At 62.6% G+C, this 26,028-nt stretch carries 26 protein-coding genes; 2 read left to right on the top strand and 24 right to left on the bottom strand.

What is annotated here, in order from left to right:
• Positions 1-25: 25 nt before the first annotated feature.
• From FQ746_RS13090 to FQ746_RS13070, 5 genes are all read right to left on the bottom strand, one after another.
• Positions 26-1,420, bottom strand: a complete 1,395-nt coding sequence (locus tag FQ746_RS13090) for an MFS transporter (RefSeq protein WP_144109807.1) — start codon at positions 1,418-1,420, stop codon at positions 26-28.
• Between the two features lie 65 nt (positions 1,421-1,485).
• Positions 1,486-1,809, bottom strand: a complete 324-nt coding sequence (locus FQ746_RS13085; protein ID WP_144109806.1) for a DUF4387 domain-containing protein — start codon at positions 1,807-1,809, stop codon at positions 1,486-1,488.
• Positions 1,809-3,176 (bottom strand): acyclic terpene utilization AtuA family protein, encoded by a 1,368-nt coding sequence (locus FQ746_RS13080; protein WP_186310727.1) that lies wholly within the window; start codon positions 3,174-3,176, stop codon positions 1,809-1,811. The genes FQ746_RS13085 and FQ746_RS13080 overlap by 1 nt, the downstream gene beginning before the upstream one ends.
• 122 nt (positions 3,177-3,298) lie before the next feature.
• Positions 3,299-4,015: a GntR family transcriptional regulator gene (locus FQ746_RS13075; RefSeq protein ID WP_144109804.1), complete on the bottom strand. Its 717-nt coding sequence runs from the start codon at positions 4,013-4,015 to the stop codon at positions 3,299-3,301.
• Between the two features lie 49 nt (positions 4,016-4,064).
• The gene (locus tag FQ746_RS13070) at positions 4,065-4,649 is read right to left on the bottom strand and encodes a DUF308 domain-containing protein (RefSeq protein WP_144109803.1); all 585 of its coding nucleotides are present in this window, start codon (positions 4,647-4,649) and stop codon (positions 4,065-4,067) included.
• Between the two features lie 180 nt (positions 4,650-4,829).
• Between FQ746_RS13070 and FQ746_RS13065 the strand changes: the two genes are divergently transcribed.
• Entirely contained in the window at positions 4,830-6,311 is a 1,482-nt protein-coding gene (locus tag FQ746_RS13065; protein ID WP_144109802.1) for an HD domain-containing phosphohydrolase, read from the top strand.
• A gap of 35 nt (positions 6,312-6,346) precedes the next feature.
• Here FQ746_RS13065 and FQ746_RS13060 read toward each other — a convergent pair whose 3' ends face one another.
• The 15 genes from FQ746_RS13060 to FQ746_RS12990 all read right to left on the bottom strand — a co-directional run bounded on the left by FQ746_RS13060 (position 6,347) and on the right by FQ746_RS12990 (position 20,447).
• On the bottom strand, positions 6,347-6,958 hold the full coding sequence (locus FQ746_RS13060) for a hypothetical protein (RefSeq protein WP_144109801.1): 612 nt from the start codon (positions 6,956-6,958) through the stop codon (positions 6,347-6,349).
• A 49-nt stretch (positions 6,959-7,007) separates the two neighbouring features.
• On the bottom strand, positions 7,008-7,781 hold the full coding sequence (locus FQ746_RS13055) for a molybdopterin-dependent oxidoreductase (protein WP_144109800.1): 774 nt from the start codon (positions 7,779-7,781) through the stop codon (positions 7,008-7,010).
• A 2-nt stretch (positions 7,782-7,783) separates the two neighbouring features.
• Positions 7,784-8,377: a cytochrome b/b6 domain-containing protein gene (locus tag FQ746_RS13050; protein ID WP_260854014.1), complete on the bottom strand. Its 594-nt coding sequence runs from the start codon at positions 8,375-8,377 to the stop codon at positions 7,784-7,786.
• A 237-nt stretch (positions 8,378-8,614) separates the two neighbouring features.
• Positions 8,615-9,856 (bottom strand): serine hydrolase domain-containing protein, encoded by a 1,242-nt coding sequence (locus FQ746_RS13045; RefSeq protein ID WP_144109799.1) that lies wholly within the window; start codon positions 9,854-9,856, stop codon positions 8,615-8,617.
• A gap of 176 nt (positions 9,857-10,032) precedes the next feature.
• Entirely contained in the window at positions 10,033-10,353 is a 321-nt protein-coding gene (flgM, locus tag FQ746_RS13040; RefSeq protein WP_144109798.1) for a flagellar biosynthesis anti-sigma factor FlgM, read from the bottom strand.
• A 686-nt stretch (positions 10,354-11,039) separates the two neighbouring features.
• Positions 11,040-11,951, bottom strand: coding sequence for an oxaloacetate decarboxylase (locus FQ746_RS13035; RefSeq protein WP_144109797.1), 912 nt, complete (start codon positions 11,949-11,951; stop codon positions 11,040-11,042).
• 82 nt (positions 11,952-12,033) lie between these two features.
• On the bottom strand, positions 12,034-12,654 hold the full coding sequence (gene leuD / locus FQ746_RS13030; protein WP_144109796.1) for a 3-isopropylmalate dehydratase small subunit: 621 nt from the start codon (positions 12,652-12,654) through the stop codon (positions 12,034-12,036).
• Entirely contained in the window at positions 12,651-14,078 is a 1,428-nt protein-coding gene (gene leuC / locus FQ746_RS13025) for a 3-isopropylmalate dehydratase large subunit (RefSeq protein ID WP_144109795.1), read from the bottom strand. Before leuC ends, leuD begins: the two co-directional genes overlap by 4 nt.
• Positions 14,075-14,965: an oxaloacetate decarboxylase gene (locus FQ746_RS13020; RefSeq protein ID WP_144109794.1), complete on the bottom strand. Its 891-nt coding sequence runs from the start codon at positions 14,963-14,965 to the stop codon at positions 14,075-14,077. Before FQ746_RS13020 ends, leuC begins: the two co-directional genes overlap by 4 nt.
• Positions 14,966-14,978: 13 nt before the next feature.
• Positions 14,979-15,755 (bottom strand): ABC transporter permease, encoded by a 777-nt coding sequence (locus FQ746_RS13015; RefSeq protein ID WP_144109793.1) that lies wholly within the window; start codon positions 15,753-15,755, stop codon positions 14,979-14,981.
• Positions 15,752-16,510, bottom strand: a complete 759-nt coding sequence (locus tag FQ746_RS13010) for an ABC transporter permease (protein ID WP_144109792.1) — start codon at positions 16,508-16,510, stop codon at positions 15,752-15,754. The genes FQ746_RS13015 and FQ746_RS13010 overlap by 4 nt, the downstream gene beginning before the upstream one ends.
• Entirely contained in the window at positions 16,507-17,370 is an 864-nt protein-coding gene (locus FQ746_RS13005; RefSeq protein WP_144109791.1) for an ABC transporter ATP-binding protein, read from the bottom strand. Before FQ746_RS13005 ends, FQ746_RS13010 begins: the two co-directional genes overlap by 4 nt.
• Positions 17,371-17,377: 7 nt before the next feature.
• Positions 17,378-18,361, bottom strand: a complete 984-nt coding sequence (locus tag FQ746_RS13000) for an ABC transporter substrate-binding protein (RefSeq protein ID WP_144109790.1) — start codon at positions 18,359-18,361, stop codon at positions 17,378-17,380.
• 233 nt (positions 18,362-18,594) lie between these two features.
• Positions 18,595-19,353, bottom strand: coding sequence for a GntR family transcriptional regulator (locus FQ746_RS12995; RefSeq protein WP_144109789.1), 759 nt, complete (start codon positions 19,351-19,353; stop codon positions 18,595-18,597).
• A 143-nt stretch (positions 19,354-19,496) separates the two neighbouring features.
• Entirely contained in the window at positions 19,497-20,447 is a 951-nt protein-coding gene (locus tag FQ746_RS12990) for a LysR substrate-binding domain-containing protein (protein WP_313955574.1), read from the bottom strand.
• An 82-nt stretch (positions 20,448-20,529) separates the two neighbouring features.
• Here FQ746_RS12990 and FQ746_RS12985 point away from each other — a divergent pair, with 82 nt between their 5' ends.
• The gene (locus FQ746_RS12985) at positions 20,530-21,297 is read left to right on the top strand and encodes a glutaredoxin domain-containing protein (protein WP_144109788.1); all 768 of its coding nucleotides are present in this window, start codon (positions 20,530-20,532) and stop codon (positions 21,295-21,297) included.
• 46 nt (positions 21,298-21,343) lie between these two features.
• On the opposite strand, the gene FQ746_RS12980 is transcribed toward FQ746_RS12985, so the two are convergent.
• From FQ746_RS12980 to FQ746_RS12965, 4 genes are all read right to left on the bottom strand, one after another.
• A complete protein-coding gene (locus FQ746_RS12980) occupies positions 21,344-21,901 on the bottom strand; it encodes an isochorismatase family protein (RefSeq protein WP_144109787.1) in 558 nt (185 codons plus the stop codon).
• A gap of 333 nt (positions 21,902-22,234) precedes the next feature.
• Complete coding sequence (locus FQ746_RS12975; RefSeq protein ID WP_144109786.1) at positions 22,235-23,869, bottom strand: carboxylesterase/lipase family protein; 1,635 nt, start codon at positions 23,867-23,869, stop codon at positions 22,235-22,237.
• Positions 23,870-23,884: 15 nt separating this feature from the next.
• Positions 23,885-25,021 carry a porin gene (locus FQ746_RS12970; protein WP_144109785.1) on the bottom strand — a complete coding sequence of 379 codons (1,137 nt, stop codon included), beginning with the start codon at positions 25,019-25,021 and terminating at the stop codon, positions 23,885-23,887.
• A gap of 65 nt (positions 25,022-25,086) precedes the next feature.
• Positions 25,087-26,016, bottom strand: coding sequence for a VOC family protein (locus tag FQ746_RS12965; protein WP_144109784.1), 930 nt, complete (start codon positions 26,014-26,016; stop codon positions 25,087-25,089).
• Between the last annotated feature and the right edge of the window lie 12 nt (positions 26,017-26,028).

Raw genomic sequence — 26,028 nt, 5'->3', positions numbered from 1 at the left:
ATGTTGTCGGGAGCATCCAGTCCGGCTACGCCTTACTCGCGCCTTCAATCGTGACGGGCTGCGCCGATCGATCCATGACGGCCGCATTGTCTTCGAGCGACGTGGCGCCGGCTTCGATTCGCGCGAAGTAGACGCCCAGGCCGAGGATCAGCAACAGGCCTTCGACCATCGCGAGCACACCCGGCAGACCGAAGTGCTGATAAAGCGCGACCACCGCATACGGCGACACGATCGCGGCGCCGCGACCGCAACTGCCGGCAAAGCCCGCGCCACGCAAGCGCAGGTTGGTCGGGAACATCTCCGGCACGTACGCATACACGCCCATCGCCACCATCGTGTAGATGCTCGTCACGAGAACGAAGCCGACGATCACGATCGCGACATCGGTATGCACGAACGCGTAGCACAGTCCCAACGCCATCACGCTGACGACGCAGCCGAGCATCGCCTTGCGGCGTCCGAGCCGGTCGCCCAGCACGTAACCGATCACGCCGCCCAGCGGCCCGCCGACCGACATCAGCGTGCTGAAGCCGAGCGACTTCACGACCGAATAGCCTTCCTTCACCATGAAGCTGGGCAGCCATGCCACGAAGCTGAAAATCGTGACGAGGATCACCACCATCACGAGCGAAGCGAGCCAGGTGCGGCGGCGCACGCCGGGCGCGAAGAGCGCGGAGAACGGCACGCGTTCGGTACGCAGGTTTTCGTGACGCTCGACCGGCGGCAGCGTGCCATGGCGAGCGGTGACGCTGCGCTCGATTTCGGCCAGCGTCGCCTCGGCCTCGGCCGTGCGTCCGACGGACTCCAACCAGCGCGGCGACTCCGGCATGTTTTTACGGGCGATCCACACGACGAGCGCGCCGACTCCCGCGATGCCGAACATCCAGCGCCAGCCCAGCGTCGGAATCACGATATAACTCGCCGCCGTCGCCGCGAGATACCCCAGATTGATCACGATGGTAAGCAGCGACGCCCAGCGTCCCCGATGCGACGGCGGAATGAATTCGCACAGCGCGCCCGCGGCAACGACGAGTTCGGCGCCGAGCCCGAGACCCATCACGAAGCGCAGTGCCGACAGCGCCTGGATGTTCGGCGCGAACGCGCCCGCGAGCGACGCGACGCCGAAAATCAGCAGGTTGGTCTGATACGAAAAGCGGCGACCGTAACGATCGCCGAGAAAGCCGGCGAGAATCGCGCCAATGAGCATGCCTAAAAATCCCACCGACATGAACGTGGCGTTCCACGAGACCGTCGAGAACCCGTCGGAGTCCATCTTCGCCATGACGCCGCTGGCAAGATAGAGGTCGAACGCATCGACCAGCGACCCGGCACCGATCAGCCACAGCATCTTCCAGTGAAAACCGGAGATCGGCAGGCGGTCGAGGCGGGCCCCGGAATTCACTGCTCCGTTGAGGTTCATCTTGCGTCTCCTGTGCGCTCATGCGCATCGTTGCGGCCGCTCGATGCCGGCCGTCCGGCTCGGTGCTAGTCGTTGCTGTCGAGACCTATGTCGAGGTCCAGAAGCGGCGCATGCTGCTGCGCGCCATATACATCCGTGTCGAAGCGCGCGCCCGACGGTTGCGGACGACGGATCGAAAATTTGACGGCGCGCGCAAACGGGTAGTACGCGAAGTCGATCACCGCATCGGGCTCGATGCCATAGCGCGCCGCGACGCTCTCACGCGTGATCGCTTCGCTGCGGCGCACGCGCTCCAGCGTGGCAGCGTCGGAAAAGATGATGTCGAAGGTCACCAGATACGGACCGGCATTCTTGCTGCGCACGACCTTGGCGAGGCGGGACAGTTGCATCAGAAGGTCTCCAGTCGGAAGGGAAAGGCGGCGGCTGGGTCGTCGAGTTCCATCAGGTGATAGATGTTGAACTCATACACCTCGCCCGCAGCGAAGTCCGCCGGCGAGAACGGCACGGCGAGATTGCCCGCGGTTGCAATGCGCCCTTCGTAACCCCAATGCAGGGTCAGGCTGCGCGCCATCGCGCACACCGTCTCCGCAATCTGCGGCGTGTCGCCCACGACGTCGATGATCAGACCGATCTCATGCGGGCGCGCCTTCACCGGTTCGAGCGCGCCCATCACGCCATCGATACCGTAGCGGCGGAAATTCACCGAGAACGAGGTCGGGGCAATCGCACTGCCCTGCAGATTCGCGTGCAGCCGCTGCGTGACCCCTTCGCCGATCGCGTCGATCTGCGCGATGGCGAGCGGATCGCGCATCCCCGCAATCGTCACATGCCGGTGGCCGATAAAACGCGCGCCTTCCAGCTTCACTGTCTTGACCGGTTCACGATGAAAGCGGCTGCCGGTAACCCGGACGCGCGTCGCGTCGATCTGCTCGAACGAGGACTCGCGCAGATCGACGATCCCGCCAGGCCCGGGTAGCCACACCGGGTTGCTCTTCTCGTAAAGCGTATGCGCGGAGACAGATTCGATCGTGCAAGCCTTGTTGGCGTGCGGCGTCTCGACAATGAAATAGTCCGCGCCGAGGCGTCCTATCAGCAGATCCGAACCTTCGACCGGCAACGCGGCCTGACCGCCGCATTCGAGAATCTTGCCCAGATGCATCGACAGGCCTTCGGGATAGCCGAGCATGACCGGTAGCGCCGCGACGTTGCTCACGTCCCATGCACGACCGGCAATGACGATGCGCGCCGGACTGTGGAGCGCGGCGATCATCGGATCCAGTCCGATCTGCGCCACGATATGCGTGGATTCGTCGATGTCGTGTTCGCTTAGCGCTACGCCGGTTTCGAAAGTGCGGATACGTCCCGCGCGCAGGGCGTCCTTGAGGGTCGATTTGTCGAGCTCGCTGTCGATGATGGCGACTGGCGTACCCGTGCGACCTTGTCGCGCCAGCACCTTGCGCACGATGTCCGTGACGAATTCGAGTTGAGCGCGGGTGCCGGCGCCGCCCGCCGAGCCGATCACCATGCGCGCGTCCGCACGGAACGCAGCGTCGATCAGCAGATCGAGATCGCGCTCGACCATCGTGCTGCTCACGAACGGTTTGCCGCTGCCGAGGTAATACGGACCGGGGTCGGTGCTGCCGGCATCGACGGCAATCAGCTTGAAACCGCGGCGCACCGCTTCGTCGAGCGACGCTTTGGGAAACCCATAACCCAGCATGCCGTGCGACACGATACCGAATTCATTCGAACTCACGAGAATTGTCCTCCAAGGCAGGAACGAGTCCATTCTAGGAATTCTGTCGACTGTCCTACAACTCACGTATACCCGGAAACTCTTCTATGCGGCGACGCAATATAAAGAGTGAATTGCTCTTTCTAAGGAATTCTTGAGTGAATATCTAGCGCAAGCCCTTCGGGCGCATCGATCTTGAGAATGCGGTAACTGCTTTCGAGAATGGTGTTCCGGAACATCGCTTCCGCTTCGTCAGGCGAGCCCTCGCGCAACACCGCAAGCATCTTTTCCTGGTTCGAAATGACGCGCGCCGGGTCATGCTCGAACGCGACATGCTGCCGGAGAAATACGCGGATCAGGTTGCTGATGCCCGACCACGCGCTCAGCAGAAAATCGTTTTGAGCGCTGCGGCAAACGGTTTCGTGGAAGAGCCATACGAGTGTGCGCATCTCGTCGGCGAGACCCGCTTGCGAGGCGGCCAGCAGCTTGCCATGCGTCTCTTCGAGCAGCGCGATGACCTGCGGCGAACGTGTTCTCACGACCAGTCGCGCAGCCATGCCTTCGAGCGTGGCGCGCACCACCATCATCTGCGAAATCTGCGCGGGGGAAATGTTCGCGACAAAGGTGCCGCGCGATCGCTGCGACTCGACGACCTGGGCCGCTTCGAGCATCTTCAACGCTTCGCGCAACGGTCCGCGACTGACGCCCAGTTTTTTAGCCAGTTGCACTTCGACGATGCGCTCGCCGGGCTTGAGTTCGCCATGCCGTATCGCGTCGATGACCCGCTCGGCCAGGATATCCGGCAGCGATCGTTGTGCGGGCAACGCCCAGGTGTCTTCATCGGCAGTTGGCAAGGTCATAGGGCTCCTGTTCGAAATCGCGAACAAGTATACGCTGCGACCTGCTTCCTCAATGCGTCGATGCGAACCTGCGGCGCAGTCGATCCGCCGAGAGCCACAACGCGGAAATCAGGAAATAGATCGCGCCGATGCTGGCGTAGCCGGCGAGCTTGACGATTGCGGGCGGCATCGCGGCATGAGCCTGCGCGATGAAAAACACACCCGCGACCGCCGACTGGGCGCCGCTCAGAATCATGGCCCATTGCGCACCGAAACGCTTTTTGCGGCGGATGGCGGTAGCCAGTTGAAGCAGGCCTGACAGAAAGGCCCAGACTCCGAATACATCGAGCACGTGACTCGTATCGCGCTGCAGGACCACGATCACCGCGACCGCGATGGCCGCGCTGGCGAAGACGTTGAAAGCCTGCGTCGGGTTTCTGCGCATGCCACCGCTACGCGACATATCCACGTAATTGGCCAGCGCGTCCCATAGTGGATAGGCAACGAGCAGAAGCGCGCCGATCGTCGAGACATGCTGCCCGATGGTGAACGCGAGCGCGACCCACACGACGGAGAACACAGCACGGGTGAAGTAATAGTGTTTGAGCCACCGCTCGTTCTGAACGCGACTGGTGTCTGGGAGATGCGTAGCCATTGAAGCTCCTCGAAAATGTTTGCCGGCGTGCCGCCTCGTGCGACGCGCCGCTACCCTGTTGCGATGAAGACATCATGGCGGTTTGACCGCCATGGCAACATCGGTCGAATGACCGATGGGTTCGAAAGCGTTGGCGTATAGTTGGCGTTCTTTCCGACCTGCACTTCCCCGTCCATCCCGATGACCGACGACAACGTCACCCTTTCTACGGTGCGCGTGTTCGATGCTGTAAAAGCGATCGCCTTTATCGGCGATCTGAGCATGGGACAACCCACCGGCCATTCTCATCGCACTGCGTGGCTCGCGACCCGACTCGCCGAGGCAGCTTGCGTGGACCCCGCGACGAACGCTGCGGTTCGCGAAACCGCGTTGCTGCGCTGGTCCGGATGTACGGCGAATGCAGCGGGTTTTGCCGATGTTTTCGGTGACGATATCGCCATCCGTATCGCGATGGTCGAAGACCGCCCCGGCTGGACCCAGCCGCTCGCGGAACTGGGCGGCGCGAGCGTCGTGCTTTCTCCGCTCGCCCAGATTCACTGCGAGGTGTCCGGCGAGGTAGCCAGCATGCTGGGCCTTGCGCGCTCGACGGAAACCGCGCTGCGGCGCATTTTCGAAACCTGGGACGGGCATGGCGTGCCTGCCCATCACGCCCGTGAAGCCGTGCCGGAGGCGGTGTTCATCGTCTCGCTAGCCGGCGATATGGAAACGTTCAGCCGCATCTACGGGATCGGGCAGATGCTCGAACTGATCGCGCAGCGCGCCGACACACGGTATCCGGCACGACTCGCCGACATCGCCGTCTCCCATGCAGCACGCTGGTTAGCGGAACTCGAGCAGGCATCGAGCGCGGATCTCGACGCCGCGCTGACGACATCCGGCATGCAACAGAACACCTCCGCCGAATTGATCGCCGATGTCATCGATCTCAAGCTGCCCTGGATGACCGGCTTCTCGCGTGCAGTGGCTGCGACGGCCGCGCAATGTTGCGCGCGGCTCACGGCGGACAGGTCGGCGCACGCACGCGTCTATCGCGCGGGTTTGATCCACGGTATTGGCCGGGCATCCGTGCCTAACCAGATCTGGGAAACGGCCGGGCGTTTGTCCGCAGGGGCATGGGAAAAGGTCAGGCTGGTGCCGTACTGGACGTCCCGTGCCGGCAAACAGGCCGGCTCGCTCGAAGAAGCGGCCGAACTGGCGTCGTATGCGTTCGAGAAGTCGGACGGCTCGGGCTATTTCCGCGGAGTGCGCGATCAGGCGCTCTCGCTGGAAGCCAACATATTGGCGGCAGCGGTGACCTTCGTCGCGTTGCGTGCCGCCCGTCCGTGGCGCGCGGCGCTGTCTGCCGAAGATGCCGCACGTGAGTTGCGTAACGAAGCGGCGTGCGGCCGCCTGAACGTCGAAGTGGTCCACGCGTTGCTGTCCGACGACGCGCTCGTCGTCCGGCGGCCGGTCGGCAACCCGTCGCAGATCGCGCGATTGACGGCGCGCGAAATCGACGTGCTGCGGATGATTTCGCGCGGCGCCAGCAACAAGGAAGCCGCACGTGAATTGACGCTCAGCCCGAGCACGGTGCGCACGCATGTGGAGAGCGTGTTCCGCAAGCTGGAATGCTCGACGCGCGCGGCGGCCACGCTCAAGGCATCGTCAATGGGTCTGCTTTAACGCCCATTGACCGATGCGCCGCTACGCCCGCGCCATTACATCGGCGGCGCTACGCCGTCCTTTTCGACCACGACGAATTGCGCGTTATGCGCGCTGCCAGCCGGCGCAGCGATGACGAACACCTTCTTGCCCGCAACCAGATCGGCGCGCGTAGCCGGTGCGAGTGTGACGACCGGCGCATTGGCCGGCACGGTCACGACGTTGCTGCCACCCTTGTACGACAGTTTCAGATCGCGCCCGCTCGTGCCCTCGACGACGGTATCCACGTTGGCATTGGTCATCGAACTGTTCGCGCCGAGATCGTACGCAAAGTGCCCTTCGCCCGTCCCGCGCGCGACATCCGGAAACACCAGCACTTCCGTGGCGGTCAGCTTGCCGTCGGCACCGGGCATGGCCGCGGCGCCCACATACGAGCCCTTCTTGATATCGGAAAGCTGGATCGTCTTCACCGCGCTGACCTTCGACGCATCGCTCAAGGTGATCGTGACGGTGTCGCCGCTGCGACGATGGACCGTCAAGGTATTGTCCGAGAACGACACGATGTCGCCGCGAATGCGCTCGGGTTTGGTCGCAGGCGCCTGGGCGAACGATGCACTCGCAAACGACAGTGCAATGAGAGAAGCAGCAAGCTTGATGCGAAAGGACATGATGACTCCGTTGACAGGATGATATTGAAGCTGCTGGTGGCCGGCCGGATCACGATCCGCCGAACCAGTTGTAGCCCTGGTTTTCCCAATAACCGCCGGGAAATTCGTTGGTCACCGTAATGGCGACGATATGCTTCGGGTTCTTGTAGCCAAGCTTGGTCGGCATGCGCAGCTTCATTGGAAAGCCATACCTGGCCGGCAAGGTCTGGCCGTCGTAGGTCAGCGTGAGGAGCGTCTGCGGATGCAGGGCGGTCGGCATGTCGATGCTCGTCCAGTAGTTGTCGGCGCAATGCAGCGCGACGTATTTCGCCGTGGTATCCGCGCCGGCCAGCGCCAGAAAATCGGAGAAGCGCACGCCGCCCCACTTGCCGATCGCACTCCACCCCTCGATGCAGATATGCCGCGTCACCTGACTGCGCATCGGCAACGCGCTGAGTTCAGCCAGCGTCCAGATGCGTTTGCCTTTAACCAGCCCGGTGAGTTCGAGCCGATAGGTATTCGCATCGACGTCGGGCACCTGATCGATGTCGTAAAACGCGTTGAACGGGAAAGGCCGCGTGATCATCGAATCCGGATAGGTCGGCGCGAGGCGCCGTGGATCGAACAGCAGGGCCTGTGCGCCGTCGTTGAACGAAGACACGGTGCGCAACAACTTATTCACCGAGCGGTCGCTGGTCAGGTCGCAGCCGGACAGCAGCGCAAGGCCGCCGAGCGTCAGGATGCGCTTGCCGAACAGGCGCCGTGAGGCCGAGCCCAGTTCTTTCTGCACGTCCTTGATGATGGATGCCGCGTCGGGCGTTCGCTCTTCTTTGGTCGACGTCATGGTCATCGTCCCCGGATCATGGTGAGCAAGGACCGCGGTACTAGCGCCACCATGACGACGTGGATCGCGAAGAAACCGGCGAGGACGCTCATTGCGGCGAAATGGACGACGCGTGCGTTGTCGTAGCCGCCCATCAGCGCTCGGAGTACCGGGAACTGCACCGGCTTCCAGAGGGTGAGACCCGACAGGATGATCAGCACGATGTCGGCAATCACGACGAGATAGGCGAGCTTCTGCACGGCGTTGTACTGGCTGGGATCGCCGTGGCCAAGCTTGCCGCGCAGCGCCGCGGCGAGGTCGGTTGCGACCGTGCGAATGCTGAGGGCAAACAGGGTCCGGCCGAGCCGTCCCGTCATGATCCCGAGAACCAGGTAGGCGATGAAGTTGGCGACGAGTATCCACATGACGGCGAAGTGCCAGAGCAGCGCACCGCCTAGCCAGCCACCCAGCGTGATCGATGCGGGAAACCGGACGAAGCTGAATAGCGGCGACGCCTCGTACACCTGCCAGCCACTCATGCACATGAGAATGACCGCCGCGGCATTGATCCAGTGGAATGCGCGGACCCATGCGGGATGAACGGTTGGGTTGGTCAAAACGATCTCTTCGTCGAGGATGGCCAGGCGATGGCGACCCGCGCTGGCATAGCCGGTCGTGCAACGCGTGTCCTGCCGGATTCCCGCTGTGATGCGAGGGCATCGTTCAGTCGGGGCTTGCGATTCGTGTGGACGAAGCATCGCAAGGAAGAGATCGCTGGGGTATCGGTCAAATGACCGATGGGAAGTACGGAACCGGGGCGACAGGGTCACCCCGCGGCGAAAAGGCCGCCGTGTCTAGCCGTGCTGCGCGACAAGCGCGTACCACAATGCGTAGATTTCCCGCATGCCTGGATCGTGATCGCTCGTCCATACCGCCGTTTGCACGAGGACGAGTTTCGAGCGTGGATCGACGATGATGCGCTGGCCGTCCATACCTTGAAGCGCGAACATGCGGCGCTCGCCCGGAAGCATCCAGGTCTGATAACCGTAGCCGAAGAGTGGCGTGGCCTTGCCCGGTGCAAGGAAGTCGTCCGGCGAGACGACGCTGGTCGCCTGCAACACCCAGTCGCGCGGGACGATCTGCTGCCCGTTCCATTTACCGTCGTAAGCCAGCATCAGGCCGAAGCGCGCCCAATCGCGCAACGTGGCGTTGAAGCAGCAGAACGTGATGTCTTCCCCGGACGCATCGCGTCCCCACGCTGCGTCGGACTCCATCCCCATCTTTTTCCAGATGCGCTCGCTCGCATACTGCGCGACCGAGCGATGCGTGGCGTGACTCAGCACCAGACCCAGCACTTCGGTTTCGCTGCTGGCGTAGCTGAAGTGCGTGCCGGGTGGGCGTTCGCGACGATCGAAGCGTTCGACGGCCGCGACAGCGCCTGGGCCGTTGGGGTTGAAGAGATCGCGGCCCAGCTTGTCGCGGTCGTCGCCGGCATTGTCGTCCTCGAAGAAGGCGACACCGGACGACATATGCAGCAGATCGCGAATCGACGTCTGGCCATAGGCACTGTCGGCCAGTTCGGGGACGTATGCAGCCACAAGATCGTCGATGGAGTGGATCGAGCCATCCGACACGGCAATGCCGATCAGCATGCCGATAATCGTCTTCGCCATCGACTGCGACATGAACCGGTCACTGTCTTTGCGGGCATAGCGGTAATGCTCGTAAAGGATCGTGTTGCCACGTGCAACCAGCAGGCCCGTTACCGGGTTGCGGTCCAGATAATCGCCGATGCTGCGAATCCGGTCGCCGTACGGGTACTTCAGCGTCAGTTCGTGCGGAGCGTAATCGAGGGGTGACGGCGTGCCCGCTTTGGCGATGGGATCGACCGGACGGACATCGGCGTAATGCGTGTAATAGCCGACAAACTGCTTCTGCGTTCTGGCGTGGCCGGGTTCGGGCAACGGATAGTGCTCGGCCGCACCGTAAGCGTCGGCGGCATAACCGCTATCGGAAAAGCTGGGGCCCGAGTGCGCCACGGCGCACCACAAGGCCAGAAGGGAACCTGCAACGATTGCTTTGAAACGATGCGCCATAGCTGCATTCCTCGTTCCGTCGGGGGGCTGTGCGTTGCTACATGCTGGTCGCTCTCCAACGCACGTGACGCCATGTTGTTGACGAAGACCGGGTTTCGGTTCGTCAGGCCCTTCAGAAACGGGAAATCGGAGTCGAAGTGCAGAGACGCGCGCAGGCGCTATGCTGAACCGCCTGATCAGCGAGCCGTCGTTTGCAGCAGGTCACGCGCGCTGCCGAGCATACCGTCGGCGATCCTGCTCGAATCGATGGTGTAGCTGCCGTTACTCAACGCAGCCTTGATCGACGCGACCTTCGCCATGTCGATATCCGATCCGTCCGTCGGGCGCAGCGCCGCCAAGGATGAGAGACTCACCGTCGGGTCCTGCGCATTCTCGGCATTGTCGGCGCTGTCCTGCTGTGCGGATTCGACGGCGTTCTTCACATCGCCACTGCTCGCGCCACGTTGCGCGCCGTTCTGCGGCGCCGCGATCGGGTAATTGCCGGATTCGATCTTCATGTCATGTGCCTCCCAAGCTGTTAAATCCTTTAACGGTTCATCACTGGCAATCTTCACCCGCTTGCGGGACCGCCACCGTGCCCTAAAATACATAAACGCCACGAAAACCATACTGGGCGGGCACCCTCACCATTTGCAACAATTTGAAACAAAGTGTGAGTATCTGGAAGCGAGGGCGATAAGCTGGCCAGGCCGGCCGAATCGCGCCCCTGCCAACAACTTGAAAGCGAGCCGCCGCACACCATCTACCCACAGTGAAAAAACGTATCCACCCACCTCTGACACCGCGATGGCCCTTTCCCCCGGGCCGCGATGTCACTGGCCGTTCTTTCGGCGATCTCGTCGCGCTCCAGTACTTCGGCGCGGATCTGTGGCAATGGCAATGCCGGTGCGGCAATCAGGTAAATGCGCCACTGAGGATGGTGGAAGACGGCACCATTACCGACTGCGGCTGCCGTGAGCAGCGTCGGGTATGGCGGTCACGCCCGGGCTCGCGCGCGCTGAAGAGCGGCGAACTTTTCGGCCAGCTGACAACCGGGCGCTACGCAGGCGACGGCATGTGGGTGTGCCGCTGCGAGTGTGGCCGTGAGACGACGGTCAGTGCCGGGCGCCTGCGGCTCGGCAAGGCACGCTCATGCGGCATCTGCATAGCCGCTTCGACCGACCGAGCGGCCTAGGCCAGGCTCTCAGGCGGCGCCCGCCTTGCGCGCGGGTTCGGCGTCTCCGGTTGGCAGGTTGAATGACGCTTCCTGCGCCACCGCCGCGTCCAGTCCAACGAAGCGGTTGAAGTCCTCGAACGAGGTCATGCGATCCGCGACCGCATCGGTCGACCCCTCGCGCATGAAAATCTCCATCATCTCCTTGACGGCCTTGTGCATCGCGAACATCGGCTCGATGGGACACAACGCGTAGTCGAAGCCGAGTTTGTAGACCTCGTCGAGCTTCAGATAAGGGCTCTTGCCCGAGCGCGCCATGTTGAACAGAATCGGCTTGCCCAGCGGCTTGAGCCTACGAACCAGTTCCTGCATCTGCTCGATGCTTTCCGGCGCGTCCGCGTACAGGCCATCCGCACCAGCCTCGGCGTACGCCTGAAGACGCTCGACCGCATCGTTCAGGCCGGTCACCGCGATTGCGTCGGTCCGCGCGACGACGAAGAAATCCGGATCGCTGCGCGCCGCCAGCATCGCGCGCAGTTTGGCCTGCATCTCCTCTTTCGGAATGACCTGCTTGCCCGCGAAATGGCCGCATTTTTTCGGCACGGCCTGATCCTCGAGATGCAGCACGGAGGCGCCCGCTTCCTCCCACAAGCGGATCGTGCGCTGCACGTCGAGAATGCCGCCGTAGCCCGTGTCGGCATCGGCGAACACGGGTAGCGACGTCACCCGGCAAATCCGGCGGATATGCTCGAACATTTCCGTTTGCGTGAGCAGACCGACGTCGGGCTGTCCGGCGACGATCGCCGAGGCCGCGAATCCGCTCACGTAGATCGCTTTCGCACCGGCCTGCTCGGCGAGCTTCGCCGTGACCGCGTCATGCGCGCCAAGACAGACGAAGGGCGGCGACTTCAACAACTCTCTGAAATGCGCGGAGCGGCTCACGGATGATTCTCCCAGTGGATCGTTCAACTTCTTCGATTCGTCATCGCGCGAAGCGCGCCCGGCGACGGCAGGATGGCCGCGTCTATCGCGACATGTAAGCCCATCCCCGTCTGGTCCGATCCACTCGACGAAACGCGTCGATCCGATCGGCCAGCCGCAGCGTCTGGTCGACCTCGTCGAGGCCTTCGAGCAGAATCGCCTGCCGTGCGGGATCGAAGTCGAACGGAATTGGCGCGAGTCCGCTCGCACGAATCTCCAGCGCGCGCAGATCTACTTCGACGGGCGCACCATCGGCCGACGCCGCGGCAAGCCGTTCAATCGAAGCGGCATCGAGACAGATGGGCAGCAAGCCGTTCTGCAGACAGTTGTTGAAGAAGATGTCGCCGAACGAAGGCGCGATCACGCAGCGAATGCCAAACTCTTCGAGCGCCCAGACCGCCATTTCGCGCGAGCTGCCGCAGCCGAAATTCGCACCGGCGAGCAGCGTGCACGCGTGCCGGAACGCAGGCTGGTTGAGCACGAACTCTTCGCGCTCGCCCTGCTCGGGGCCACCCTCGCGATAACGCAGCGTTTCGAAAAGCCACGGCCCGAGTTGTCCACGCACGAGTTGCGAAATGCGCTCGATGCGGATGATGAGATCGGTGTCGACGTTATTGCGCAGCAGTGGCGCGGCGGGTCCTTCGACCACGGTGAAAGGTTTCATCGCACCACTCCTTGCGACCGCCAGTTGGCCGGCGACGCGATATGTCCGGCCAGCGCGCTGGCCGCGGCAACCGCGGGACTCGCGAGATGCGTGCGGGCGCCAGGCCCTTGCCGTCCGATGAAATTGCGGTTCGACGTGGACACACAGCGCTCGCCGCGTCCCACCACATCGCCGTTCGCGCCCACGCACATCGAACAGCCCGGCTCGCGCCAGTCGAAGCCGGCCGCGCGGAAGATCTCAGCAAGCCCTTCCTGTTCCGCCTGGCGCGCCACGCTCAGCGAACCGGGCACGACCCAGGCGGTCACGCCGTTCGCGACATGTTGCCCATCGACGATTCGCGCCGCCGCCTGCAGATCCTCGATACGGCTGTTCGTGCACGAGCCGATGAACACGCGATCCACCGCCAGTTCGTCGAGATGCTGGCCCGCATGCACGCCCATGTAGTCGAGCGCGCGCTGCATCGCTTCGCGCCGTGACGGATCGGTTTCGTCGATGGGGTCGGGCACCGCCCCGTCGATCGCGATGACATGCTCGGGACTCGTGCCCCAGGTCACCTGAACCGCGATCCGGCTCGCGTCGATGTCGACCTCGCGGTCGAAGTGCGCGTCGGGGTCGGACGGCAAAGCACGCCAGTCCGCAAGTGCCGCGTCGAAACTTTCGCCTTGCGGCGCGTACGGACGGCCTCGCAGGTAATCGAACGTCACGTCGTCCGGCGCAACGAGGCCGAACTTCGCACCGAGTTCGATCGTCAGATTGCACAGCGTCAGACGCGCCTCCATCGAGAGCGCCGTCATAGCCTCGCCCGCGAATTCGATCGCGTAGCCGGTGCCCCCCGCGGCGCCGAGCGTGCCGATCACGTACAGGATCATGTCTTTGGCCGTCACGCCTTCGGCAACCTTCCCCGTGAAACGGACACGCATGGTCTTCGGCTTCTTCTGACGCACGGTCTGCGTGGCGAGCACGTGCACCAGTTCCGTCGACCCGATGCCGAAGGCCAGCGCGCCCATCGCGCCATGCGTGCAGGTATGGCTATCGGCGCAGACGATCAGCGTACCCGGCAGCGACAGCCCCAACTCCGGGCCGACCACATGCACGATGCCCTGCTGCCCGTCTGCGCCGATGTCGAAAAGCGGAATCGTATAGCGCGTCATCTGCTCGCGCATCGCATCGACCATCGTCGTGCTCCAGGCCGCGTCGCCGGCGCGGCGGCCTGGCTGCGTCGAAATCACGTGGTCGAGGGTCGCGAACGTCAGTTCGGGATTGCTCACCGGCAACTCGCGCGCTTCGAGCACACGCACGGCTTCCACCCCCGTGAGCTCGTGCATCAGATTGCGGTCCACCTGCAGCAGATCCACCCCGCCGGGCAGATGCGCAATTGTGTGGCTGTCCCACAGCTTGTCGAACAGCGTGCGCGGCGTGGTCATGACAGCGCCTCGCTGTTTTGCGCGTGCCGCTTCTCGAATTCCCATACCTCGGGAAAGCCGACGAGTTCGTGCAGCTGGTCCATCGTGAACGACGGCGTTTGCAGGTCCAGCGAATCGCCATGATCCAGCAGATGACGATAGGCGCTGTCGAGCGCGGCCGTCGCCGCCGCCATGCCGATGGACGGATAAATGGCGATGCTGAAGCCCCACTCCTTGAGCTGGGTGCTCGCGACCACCGGCGAGCGTCCGCTCGGCACCATGTTCGCAAAGACGTAAGCGCCGCAATCCGCGAGCTCGCCGCCAATCCGCCTGAATTCCTCGGCGGTTTCCGGGGATTCGACGAAGACGATGTCCGCTCCCGCCCGCGCGAAGGCCTTGGCGCGCCGGATCGCTTCGTCGAGGCCGAGCGTCGTGCGCGAGTCCGTGCGCGCGATGATCAGCATGTCGTCGCTGCGGCGCGCTTCCAGCGCGACTTCGATTTTCTTCAGCATGTCGCCGAGCGGCACCACCTGACGGCCTTCCGTGTGGCCGCATTTCTTCGGCATGACCTGATCTTCCATCTGGATCGCCTGCACGCCGGCCGCTTCGTAGCCACGCACCGTGTGGCGCACGTTGATGAGGCCGCCAAAACCGGTATCCGCATCGGCGATCAGCGGCTTGCCGATGCCTTCGGCAATCTGCCGGGCACGGCCGACCATGTCCGCGTAGCTGACCAGACCCGCATCCGCGACACCGAGATACGAGCCCGACACGCCATAGCCGGTCATATACAGGGCGGCGAAGGGCAAGCGGTCGGCGACTCGCGCCGAGAACATATCGAAGACGCCCGGCGCGACGACGAAGCGACCGCTCTCGAGAATGGTTCGAAGCTTTTCGGAAGTGCTCATGACAGGCTCCTGCTCAGGTGCTATGGGTGAGCCGCCGCTGCCAGGCCAGCAACAGCAGATTGACGAGTGTGGCGAAGACGAACAGCATGAACGCGAGCGCCATGATCGTGCTGGTCTCGGCGCGGTTCATCGCGATCATCAGCATGTGGCCGATGCCGCTTTGCGAGGCGAACATCTCGCCGATCAACGTGCCCAGCAGCGTCAGCGAAAAGCCGATGCGAAGTCCCGAGACCACTTCGGGTATGCAGGCGGGCAACAGGATGTGGCGGGCGAAGGCAAACGGACTCAGCCGGTACGTGCGCGCCGCCCGCGTGTAAATGGGCGGCATGTTGCGCACCGCGCCCATCGTGAAGATGGTGATCGGCACGATGCCATGCATCACACCGAAGACGATCTTCGCCCACAGTCCCAATCCGAACGCGAGCAGCACGACCGGATATAACGTGACCTTGGGAATCGAGTAGAAGCCCATCATCAGCGGTTCCATTACGTCGCCGGCCAGCCTGCGCGCGCCGAGCAGCATGCCGAGACACACGCCACCCACCGCCGAGATGAGGAACGCGGAGCCGAATGCAAACGCGGTGACATAAAGGCTCGCCGGAAAATCCGGGTCGCTGACGATGTGAACCGCGCGCTGCAGCGTGCGCCACGGCGTGGTCAATGCATCGGGACCGAGCAGTTCGCTCAGCACCTGCCACAGCACCGCGAGCGCCACCACCAGCACGACGCTGTCGAGCCAGCGCCGTGCATGCCGGGGTTTGGCGATATGGGCAACCGCGATCGTGCTCATGCAACCTCCCTGCGAATGCGCCGGTAAAGGCGCGCTTCGGCCGTGCGCAGCAACGCGTTGAGGGAACCGACGAAAACCAGCATCAGCACCATCAGGCCATACATGGTCGGGTTGTCGAAGTTGTTGTATGCAAACGCAATCTGATAGCCGAAGCCCGAGCCCGACAAAACGAATTCGCCCGCGACGACCGCGATGAACGCATAGACGACGGTCAGCTTGATGCCGGTAAACACGAACGGCAGACTCGACGGCAAGGTGATCAGACGGATTTCGTCGAAGGTATTCAGCCGGCAAGCGCGTGCGGTTCGCAACAGCACACGCGGCACGCGTTCCAGGCCGTTCAGCGTATTCACCGCCATCGCCACCACCGCAAACAGAAAACCGATGCCCACCAGCGGCCAACGGTTCAGACCGAATACGACGATCAGGATCGGATAAAGCACGAACACCGGCACCGCGTAGTAGGACAGCAGCAACGGGTCGAGCACACGGCGTACGCGCGGCAGACGGAACAGCAGCACACCACCGACAAAGCCGACCACCACAGCCAGCACGACGGCAAGCATCGCGCTTCCTAACGTCTGCAAAATATCGGGCGTGTACTGCCCGGAGAAAAGCATTTGCAACGCACTCACCACCATTCGCGATGGCGGAATGAACGACACCGGGTTGATCCACGCAGCGCGGCTCGCGATTTCGAGCAGCAGTATCAGGCCGACGATCAAGCCGAGCCGCCAGCGGGCCGCCGTGTTCATTGCTGGCTCCCCAGCGCCTTCAGCGCTTCTTCGCGCAGGAGACCCCACACTTGCGCGGTCAGCTCGCCAAAGCGCGCATCCAGTGCCGTGGTACTGTCGCGCATGCGCGGCCAGCCGGTTTCGATGGTCGCGATAAAACGCCCCGGACACGCCGACATCACGCCAATGCGATCGGACAGCAGCACGGCTTCGTCGATCGAGTGGGTAATCAGCAGGATGGTGGCGCCGGTATCGCGCCAGAGCTTGAGCGTCTCGTCGCCCATTAGCAGACGCGTTTGCTGATCGAGCGCGCCGAACGGTTCGTCGAGCAGCATCAGGCGCGGCCGCACCACCATCGCCCGCGCGATACACACGCGTTGCCGCATGCCGCCGGACAGCTGCGCGGGATAGGCGCCGGAAAACGACCTGAGTCCCATGAACGACAGCGCATGCTCGACCCGTTCGCGCACTTCGGTTTCGGCGACACCCGCCTGACGCGCGGCGAACGCCGCGTTGTCGAACACGTTGAGCCACGGAAAGCTCGCGTCTTCCTGAAACACGACAGCGACACCGTCCGGCACCTGGTTGCCGACTGCCTTACCTTCGAACGTCACCGTGCCGCCGCTCGCGGCATTCAATCCCGCCAGCACGTCGAGCAACGTCGACTTGCCGCAGCCCGACGGACCCACGACCGAGAAGAACTCACCCGCCCGCAACTCGAGACTGACCGGACCGAGCGCATGGAACGGCGGCTTGCCATCGCTGCCCTGGTAGATGCGCGTGACGTCGGTGAGCGTGGCCTGAATGCGCCGGCCATCCAGCGACAGCGCACTCGGCGCGACCACGGAGATATTAGGTTTGGGACGGGTTAGAGCGCTCATGCGTGCCTCACTTCTTCGTGCGCAAATCGGCCGGCAGCATCGACTCGTCGACGATCTTCTGCCAGTCGAACGGGCCATCCGGAATAGCTTTGACGAGCACCAGGCCTTTCAGCACTTCCTGCATGCTCTTGTAGTCGAACCCGCCTTCACTCCAGTACTTCGGATCGGAGTCGAGCACGTCGTTGATCGCCGAGGTCGCCACCGCCGGGTCCATCTTGTACTCCTTCGCGAGGATCTGGGCCGCTTCCGCACGATGCGTCGCCATATAGATCACCGCCTTGCGGCGCGCGGCGATGATGCCGCGAATCACATCCGGATGCGCCTTCAGATAATCGGTGCGTACGATGCCGACCGTTTGCGTTTCCGTCGGTACGACGTCGGTGGAACGGAAAGCGATGCGCAAGCCGTCTTTCTTCGCGCTATACGAAGGCTCGGTCATGTAGCCGACGTCGATCGCACCCTGTTGCAGCGACGTCAGCATGCCGCTGGAACTGCCCACGGGTTTGCGCTGAACCTGACCCAGCAGACCGACGCGATCGAGCGCGATGGTGGAGATGATGTCGGTGGTCGACTTGGGGCTGCTGTAGCCGATGGTCTTGCCCTTCATCTCCTTGATGTTATTGATCGTGCCGTTCTTCAGCTCGACCCACACCAGGTCGCCCAGACTCTGCACGCCGCCGTGCACGATGGTCAGATCGACACCCTGCTTCACCGCGGCGATCGCGGCGGGCAACGCGACTTCACCGTATGGAATCTCGGACGCCATCGCGTTACGGATACTCGTGCCGCCACCTTCGGACGTGATGAAGCCCGTCACGTCCACCTTCTCTTCCTTGAAGAATCCCTTGTCGAGCGCCACTGCGAACGGCACGCCATACATACCGTCACCCCAGTGCGTGACGGTCAACGAAGCAGCGTGCGCCGCGACACCCGTCAACGACAGAAGCGCGCACAGACAGATACCCCGCGCGACATTACGAATCGCATCCATGTGGTTTGTCTCCATCCACGATGACGGTCGACCAGCCGTCATTTTCGTTATGTCGCCGTGCGCGATGTACGCCGGCGACGGGTCAGCAAACGATCGCTTCGAGTCGCATCCGCCCGTCTGCTGTGTTGATTAATGTATGCATTAAATTGTCGAAAGTACAGGACGTCCGCTGTGTTTTGCGAGTGGGTTTACCCGCTGGGACCCGACACTTCGTACTGCGGATTCCTCAGCTTTTACGCCTGATCGATACCGTGTTGCTGCAGCACCGCAGTCTGTTCCCGCCAGCCTCTCAAGCGGTGTGCACGGTACAGACGACTTGCTCGCGCTGCATCGCCGCGACGCATGGCGTCGATGATCTGGTAATGCTCGGCAATCGATTTTGCCGGTTGAGGATGAGGTCGCATTTGCTGCGTGAAGCGGCGCACGCGGTGCACCTGATCGCGGCAGTTGGTCACGATCTGCGCGAGCCGCGCGTTGCCGCCGAGTTGAATCAGCGCTTCGTGAAAGGCTTCATCGGCGACGGCCCACGCCTGCATGTCTTGCGCTTCCAGCGCGTCGGTCATCTGGCGGCAGGCGTCTTCGAGCGGACTCAGATCCACGTCGGCGCGCGAGGCCACGAGCCCCGCAGCGGTCGATTCGAGGCTGATGAGCACCTGGTAGATGTCGCTGATATCCGTCACCGAAGTCGGCACGATGCGCACGCCGTGTCGCGGAACGATTTCGACGAGACCCTCGCCTTGCAGACGGATCGCAGCTTCGCGAATCGGCGTGCGGCTCACCCCGAGCATCAACGCGAGTTCCTGTTCGAGCAGATACGAGCCCGGCGCCAGTTCGCTTTCGATGATCTTGTGCCGCAGCGCTTCGTAAGCCTGTTGCGACGAGTTGGCATTGCGCGCTTCGGGCTTCGGGTCTGTGTGCGCGATGCTCCCAGTGCGCTTGAGTGTGGCGCGTTTGACGGCATGCGCCGGCGTGACCGACTTTCGTACTGGCACGGCGACTCTCCTTGCGGCGAACGCGGCAAACCGGCAACCTGGCACGACGATACGCACACGACGCGTGAGGCCAGGAGCCAGGCGTCGTCGAACCGACGCCCGATCCTAGCACCATGGATCGCCCAGCGACATGAGGGAAACGCTCACTCGCCACGCAGGTGTGCAACGAGCATGCGGCACGCAGCCGGCAATGCATCGAGCGAGCGCACGGCCAGCAGCAGATCGCGTTCGGCCCAGGAATCGGTAAGTGAGACCAGGGCAAGGCCCAGACTCGCCGCCTGCTGTTGCGCGACGGCGTACGGCATGACACCGAGGCCAAGTCCAGCCGCAATCATCAGACATTGCGCGTCGTAGCTCGTCACCTGAATGCGCAGATTGACTGGCCGCGCCTGCGCGTGCGCCGCCCGGGTGAGTTGCTGGCTGATCGCCGTGTCGGGCGGCAGACCGACGAATTCGAAGTCGAGCGTATCGGCGAAAGCGATCGCTTCATGCTGCGCGAGCGGATGACTGGCCGGTGTGACGAGCGTCAGCCTGTCGTGCCGGTAGGGAAAAGTTTGAACGTCGTAGCCGTGCGGCACCGACGTAAAAATGCCGATATCGACCGCATTGTCCGCGACGGCTTTGACCACGGCCGCGCTCGCTTTTTCTTCGAGCTGAATCTGGATGCGCGGATGCTGCGCCGCGAAAGACGGGATCTCCTGCGGCAGGAACTGCACCACCGACGAGACATTGGCCGCAATGCGGATGAGTCCGCTGACCCCGCTCGCGTAGTCGCGCATCTGCACGGCGACGTCGTCGAGTTGATGCAGCGCCCGATGCGCCAGCGCCACCAGCCGCTCGCCTGCGGCGGTCGGCGCCACGCCTTTGTTGGTGCGCCTGAGCAGAGCCACGCCGAGCGTCGCCTCGATCTCGCTGATGCGCTTGCTGACGGCCGCCGCCGCGATATGCTCCCGCTCCGCGGCGGCCGCAATGGTGCCGGCTTCGGCGACGGCGATGAAGAGCTTGAGCGACAGCGGATCGAGCGTCGTCATAGTGGGCGTCATGAGTGGACAGGTCACGCCATCGTGATTCGCGATGACGGCATGGTCAAGCACTGCTTTGCACGTCTTCACGACACGGCAACAATGGCATCACCCGGCGCCCTGCCCGAGTCGAACTGTCCATCAGGAGCGAGCGATGCAAACCGCGACCCACGCAAAGATCAAAGTGTTCTGGCAACCCGGCTGTTCGTCGTGTCTGCGAACCAAGGAGTTCCTCACGAAGCAGGGCATCGAGTTCGAATCCATCGACGTACACAACGATCCCGACGGGCGCGGACAGCTCGAGGCGCTGGGCGCGCGCAGCGTGCCGGTGGTTGCGCTGGGCGGCAGGTACACGTTCTGTCAGTCGATTAACGACGTCATCAAGTTTCTCGATCTGAAGACGAAGATCATGGAACCGTTGCCACCCGCCGACCTCGTCGACCGGCTCGAACTGGTGCTTGAATCGAACGCGCGATATGCGCGGCAATTTCAGGGCGCGGCCTTTCGCGAGCCGTTCAGGAACCGCAACCGGACGCCTGCCGGTTTGTCGTTTCATGTGTTCCGCGTCGCGGAGATGGGCATCGAGGCGGCGCAGCAGATCGAGTTGCGTTTTGAAGGTTTCGACGAAGTGCCGCCTGCCCATTGGGGACCCGAGGAGATCGCCGCCTGGGGCGAGGGCGTGAGGAAGCGCCTGCGCGCCTGGTGGGAGAGCGAGACGGACAAATCGCTGGCGTTCGACGTGCCGACGTATTACGGCCGGCGGCCCATGCATGAAGTGCTGGAGCGCACGGCGTGGCATAGCGCGCAGCATACGCGACAGGTCATGCTGATGCTCGAGAGCGAAGGCGTGAAGGTGGATCGGCCGTTGACACCGGAGCAGCTGGCAGGTTTGCCGTTGCCGGATGAGGTGTGGGACAGGTGAGGGATGGGCTCCGTCCAGGTAGGTGAAGCCGCCATGTGTCGCTCCATCACACCGGTTTGAACTGCGTCCGTAAGACGTCCTCGAGGGGTAGCACTGTTACGCGTGTACCAGACATCGACGAATTTGCCCAGACGAAGTTCTGGTGCTCGATAATCTGGTCGGCGGTGAGATGAGGCTTGCTATGCGTAGTGTGAAGATCGGACACTACGGTCGTGCGCAAGCCAAGCAGTTCCGCCCGGCGAGCGGTAGCGTTGACGCAGAACTCCGACGCATACCCACACAACAGCACGTCCTCAATTCCGTCGTCATGGAGTTGCTCTGCAAGGGAAGTGTTTTGAAACGAATCGCCAACTGTCTTGAAGATAGACCCATCATTCGGCTCGCGGACCAGCCCGTCGGGTAATTGCCATGCGTCGCTGCCGTGTGCCAGCGGCCCGTTTGCATCACTCTCGTGTTGAACGAAAAAGACAGAGGCATCCTCGCGGCGTGCTGTTGCCGTCAGTCGATTAATGCCATCGATTACATCGCCGGCGCGAAATGCAGGCGTTGGGCCGCTAAAGAACATCTGCTGAACGTCGATAACGATGACAGCAACACGGGACATGCAAGCCTCGCAATTCAGTAGTCAATGGGGTGGCTTCGGCGACGCTGGATTCTGCGAAGCCTCATCCGCGGGAGAGGCGAGACCTCGCTCCGGCAGCGCTGTATAACGATGAACCGTGCGTAAGCTGGTTTCGCGCCTGCCATTGTCGGCGATCTGGCTGGGGCCGTCCAACGTTTGTTCCTGGCCCGAACCCGGCGAACCGACGCCCGGCGAAACGACGCCCGGCGAAACGACGCTCGGCTCTGACGGACCATGACAAACAATCCGGATCGACACGAGCATTTCAGACCAGGATAGGCGGAGTCAATCCAGACAGACGCGCCTCGCGATGACTTATAACGGCGGCTGACTGACTGAGATCAATCCATTCACGCGAAACTTGTCCAGAAACTGAAACCGGGCCGTCCCCTCTTCCGCTCCAGGCTCGATGACATTGCCGATCCGCATGGTCTGGCTACCGGCGCCCGCGTATTGTGGCCATTGCGGTAACCCCGCCCCGTTTGGATTGCCCGACCGCGCAAAGTTCGTCCAGTACGACTGCAGGGTGTCCGACACCGTCAGATCCTGCGCGCTTGCATTCACCGTCCCTTTCGCAGGCAAATTTCCGAACACATAGGGCACTTCAGTGGTATGCGTGGCGACCGGGTTATACGCCGATGTCTGCTCGAAGTGATAGACAAATACCGGTGAATGCCCCGTCCTTTGTTGCTGCGTGACCCAGCCCCATGTCTGGTACTTGATCACCTGGTCGCCGATCAGGGCCTGCGCCGATTGTGTCGCCTGATCCACCGAGCTAGCGGGATACGCCTGGTCGAAAGCCGCCTGGTTCGTCGCACCGAATTCGGCGCTTGCGGCATCGTTATAGGCTTGAATCGTCGAATGAGGGAGCGCGCGATCGAAGAACGCCAGCCCTTCATCGGAGTTCCATCCTGCCAGAAGTGGCACATCGTTCTGACGACCGTTCATAAAACGGACATAGGGATTCTCCGGCAGAACGTAGCCGTCCACGATCGGAGAAAAGTTGGTCAGGCCGGGATCGGTCGCGACGGTCCAGTTGGTTGCTGTTTCGAGCTGGAGAGCCGGCACGGCTCTCAATTGATCCAGCGTCGTTGCGTTCATCTGGCTACCGAGCGCGGTGCCCATTGCTTGCGCGTCGGCGTACGGCTTCATTTCGCCATGTTCGCTTTCCCAGAACGCGCCGCTTTCGCCGATCGCTTTCTGGAACAGTCCCGTCGCCAAAGGCGATGCCATCAGCAAGCCGATTGCATGAGAGCCAGCCGATTCACCAAACACAGTCACGTTGGCAGGATCGCCACCAAACGAAGCAATATTGTCCTTCACCCACTTGAGCGCCGCGATCTGATCTTCGATGCCGTACATGCCCGACTTGTGACCATTCGACTCCGCGTCGAGATCCGGCCTCGACAGATGACCGAACACGCCAAGGCGATAGTTGATGGTAACTAACACCACGCCTTTTTTTGCGAGCGACGTTCCATCCAGCGAACTGTCCGAGGCCGTGCCAAACTGAAAACCGCCGCCATGAAGCCAAACCATGACAGGCAGTTTCGCGCCGCGTGTTTTTGCGCCACTCCAGACGTTCAGGAACAGGCAATCTTCGCTTACCCCGTCTGTGCTGATCGGGCCGCCGAACGCCGCAGCCGCCCAACACTTCGCGCCGAAAGTCGTGGCGTCGCGTGCGCCACTCCATTTCTGCACCGGCTGAGGCTCTTTCCACCGCAGGCTGCCCACGGGAGCCGCAGCATAGGGGATACCTTTGAAACTGACGATGCCTGATGCGTCTGCAGCGTTGCCCACAAGACTACCCGACGAGATCGTCACGTGATTGTCGAGCGGCGTCGCGGATTGATCCGGCGTTATTCCGTTACCGCTGCACGCCGACAGAATCACCGACGCGAGCGCTAGTGCGGCGCCACTGTGAACGATGTTTCCTTTCAACTTGTACATTGTCTCGTCTCCCGATCAGAACGTGTGTTTGATGCCGACCATGACACCGAGCTGCCCGATGCCCGCCGCTGGCGTTGTACCTGGTCCACCCTGGCTCAGCGTGTAACGCGCTTTGGCGCTGTTGAAGAGATACCCGCTCTGTAGATAAACACTCGTTCGTTTCGACAGCAGATACGTGCCGCGGAGGGCCGCGAGTGTCGCGCGGGTGTCCTGCTGCTTGTCAAGGGTCCGGTAAACGCCGCCGTCGAGAATGACGTAGGAGGTCACGAAATACGTAGCGGTCAGGTAGTAAATATTTGTTCGAACGTCGGGCACCGCCGGTGCCTCCGTGTCGACGAAGCGTTCCAGCCAGCCCCCGCCTAACTTGAGCTGCCCCACCTTCACATAGCCGTTGAGCTGCATGCGGGTGTCCTTGTCGCCGCTTTGCGTCAACGCAACCGGCGCTACTCCGTTGAAGAAATTCGCCGCAGCGCCAGGACCGCCTCGCTGTTCGTCGTAGGAAGCCGCCACGCCAAAGGCGCTTGCGTCATAGCGCAGCAACGCGGACCATTGCCGGCATGCCTGCGAGTTGCCGGGAATCGATCCCGCGCACGTACCCTGGCCGGGCGAGTTACCGGTACCGGCCGAATCGCGCCCGAACGAATACGTTGCGCCGAGCGTGACGCCACCAAAAGTGCCCTTGTAAGCCACCGTGTTATCGCTGCGCGAGTTCGGGATGTAGGCGTCGAGGGAGCCAACGCCTCCGTATATATCAGGACCCAGCGCGTCTGCGTCGCTAATCGCCCAGAACGACATCGTATATTGGCGGCCAAAGGTCAATGCGCCGTATGAATTCGACAGGCCGACCCACGCCTGCCGTCCGAAGAGCCGGCCGCCCTGATTCACGTCGCCTGCACGCACGTTGAATCCGTTCTCCAAAGTAAAGATCGCGGCAAGACCGCCGCCAAGATCTTCCTTGCCGCGAATTCCCCACCGTGACGGCACGGAGCCGGTTATACCGGGCATGCGGATGACCTTGTCGCCGGCAGCATCGGCGTGCGTCACCAATTCGATACCGGTGTCGAGAATTCCGTAGAGCGTGACGCTACTCTGCGCAAAAACCGGGCTGCTCGATACGAGCGCGGCAGCCGCTGCTATCGTTTTTAATTTCATGTCTCCAAACCCTTTGTCTAGTTTTAGTTTCTTATGAACCGCACCTCACATGCCCTCACGCATCGTCATGCCTCCGTGTTGGAAATGAAGTAGTCGGGTACGTCGGGCCCCCATTGATAGAGCGAGTCCTCGGGAGCGAAATCGCCCGCCGGCCACTCGGTTCCGGCTGAAACGAAATCGATATCGGCGGAGTATTCGGAAAACGAACCCCACGGATCGCGCACGTAGTGGAAGTAGTTCGAACCCAGCACGTGCCGTCCCGTGCCCCATCCGGCCTTGAAGCCCGCCGCGGCCATTTGCGTCGCACCGTTGCCGACGTCATCGACACTCGCCACGTCCCACGCCACGTGATGCCATCCTTTGGCCGAACTCTTCGCAAACGCAACGAGATGGTGATCACTGCCATGACGCGCATGCGTGAACGCAATGACCTCGCCGGACCGGTCCGACAGTCGCAACCCCACCGCCTTCTCGTAGAAGGCCACCGCGCGCAGGACATCGGGCGTGAAGAGCAGCACATGCGACATACGTCGCGGGTGCACGGTCTTCACCTCGGAGCGCATATGCGAACCACGGCGATCCGCGCCGACGCCGGTCGGCACGAGCGGCGCTTTGGCATCGGGCGCGGTCTTTGGACCGACTCGCACTTGAAGCAGATTGCCGTCCGGATCGCTGAACCAGATCCCTTCGGAACGGGTCGCATCGTTTGACGAAACAATCGCGGCGCCTGCCGCGCTCACCTGCCGCGCGATTCTGGGCAGATCACCTTCAAAGCAGTTGAAACTCAGCCACGCAAGCGACTTCCTGTCGGCCGGAAGGATGCGGGCCCAGCGATGCCCGTCTGCGGCGCGAAGATCAAGCGCGCCGCTTGTGCGTGTGACATCAAGTCCGAATGCCGTGAAGAAATGTTCGGCTTCGGACAAGGATGGGACGTTTAGCGCGAAGTGATCGATCGAATGCACGCCGGCAGGCGGTGAATCAGGAAATGCGGACATGGTGTCTCCCCC

Source organism: Paraburkholderia sp. BCC1886, from assembly GCF_900996245.1.
Taxonomy (GTDB): Bacteria; Pseudomonadota; Gammaproteobacteria; order Burkholderiales; family Burkholderiaceae; genus Paraburkholderia.
Note: the sequence above shows the minus strand (reverse complement) of the source record. Positions and strands in the feature narration are given on the sequence as shown.

Coding starts and splice junctions, on each gene's coding strand:
- FQ746_RS13000 (WP_144109790.1), bottom strand. CDS start 18,361: ATGGATGCGATTCGTAATGTCGCGCGGGGTATCTGTCTGTGCGCGCTT.
- FQ746_RS13065 (WP_144109802.1), top strand. CDS start 4,830: ATGACCGACGACAACGTCACCCTTTCTACGGTGCGCGTGTTCGATGCT.
- FQ746_RS12980 (WP_144109787.1), bottom strand. CDS start 21,901: ATGTCCCGTGTTGCTGTCATCGTTATCGACGTTCAGCAGATGTTCTTT.
- FQ746_RS13085 (WP_144109806.1), bottom strand. CDS start 1,809: ATGCAACTGTCCCGCCTCGCCAAGGTCGTGCGCAGCAAGAATGCCGGT.
- FQ746_RS13010 (WP_144109792.1), bottom strand. CDS start 16,510: ATGAACACGGCGGCCCGCTGGCGGCTCGGCTTGATCGTCGGCCTGATA.
- FQ746_RS13005 (WP_144109791.1), bottom strand. CDS start 17,370: ATGAGCGCTCTAACCCGTCCCAAACCTAATATCTCCGTGGTCGCGCCG.
- FQ746_RS12970 (WP_144109785.1), bottom strand. CDS start 25,021: ATGAAATTAAAAACGATAGCAGCGGCTGCCGCGCTCGTATCGAGCAGC.
- FQ746_RS13015 (WP_144109793.1), bottom strand. CDS start 15,755: ATGAGCACGATCGCGGTTGCCCATATCGCCAAACCCCGGCATGCACGG.
- flgM (WP_144109798.1), bottom strand. CDS start 10,353: ATGAAGATCGAATCCGGCAATTACCCGATCGCGGCGCCGCAGAACGGC.
- FQ746_RS13070 (WP_144109803.1), bottom strand. CDS start 4,649: ATGGCTACGCATCTCCCAGACACCAGTCGCGTTCAGAACGAGCGGTGG.
- FQ746_RS13060 (WP_144109801.1), bottom strand. CDS start 6,958: ATGTCCTTTCGCATCAAGCTTGCTGCTTCTCTCATTGCACTGTCGTTT.
- FQ746_RS13075 (WP_144109804.1), bottom strand. CDS start 4,015: ATGACCTTGCCAACTGCCGATGAAGACACCTGGGCGTTGCCCGCACAA.
- FQ746_RS13045 (WP_144109799.1), bottom strand. CDS start 9,856: ATGGCGCATCGTTTCAAAGCAATCGTTGCAGGTTCCCTTCTGGCCTTG.
- FQ746_RS13090 (WP_144109807.1), bottom strand. CDS start 1,420: ATGAACCTCAACGGAGCAGTGAATTCCGGGGCCCGCCTCGACCGCCTG.
- FQ746_RS12965 (WP_144109784.1), bottom strand. CDS start 26,016: ATGTCCGCATTTCCTGATTCACCGCCTGCCGGCGTGCATTCGATCGAT.
- FQ746_RS12975 (WP_144109786.1), bottom strand. CDS start 23,869: ATGTACAAGTTGAAAGGAAACATCGTTCACAGTGGCGCCGCACTAGCG.
- FQ746_RS13055 (WP_144109800.1), bottom strand. CDS start 7,781: ATGACGTCGACCAAAGAAGAGCGAACGCCCGACGCGGCATCCATCATC.
- leuC (WP_144109795.1), bottom strand. CDS start 14,078: ATGACCACGCCGCGCACGCTGTTCGACAAGCTGTGGGACAGCCACACA.
- FQ746_RS12985 (WP_144109788.1), top strand. CDS start 20,530: ATGCAAACCGCGACCCACGCAAAGATCAAAGTGTTCTGGCAACCCGGC.
- leuD (WP_144109796.1), bottom strand. CDS start 12,654: ATGAAACCTTTCACCGTGGTCGAAGGACCCGCCGCGCCACTGCTGCGC.
- FQ746_RS13020 (WP_144109794.1), bottom strand. CDS start 14,965: ATGAGCACTTCCGAAAAGCTTCGAACCATTCTCGAGAGCGGTCGCTTC.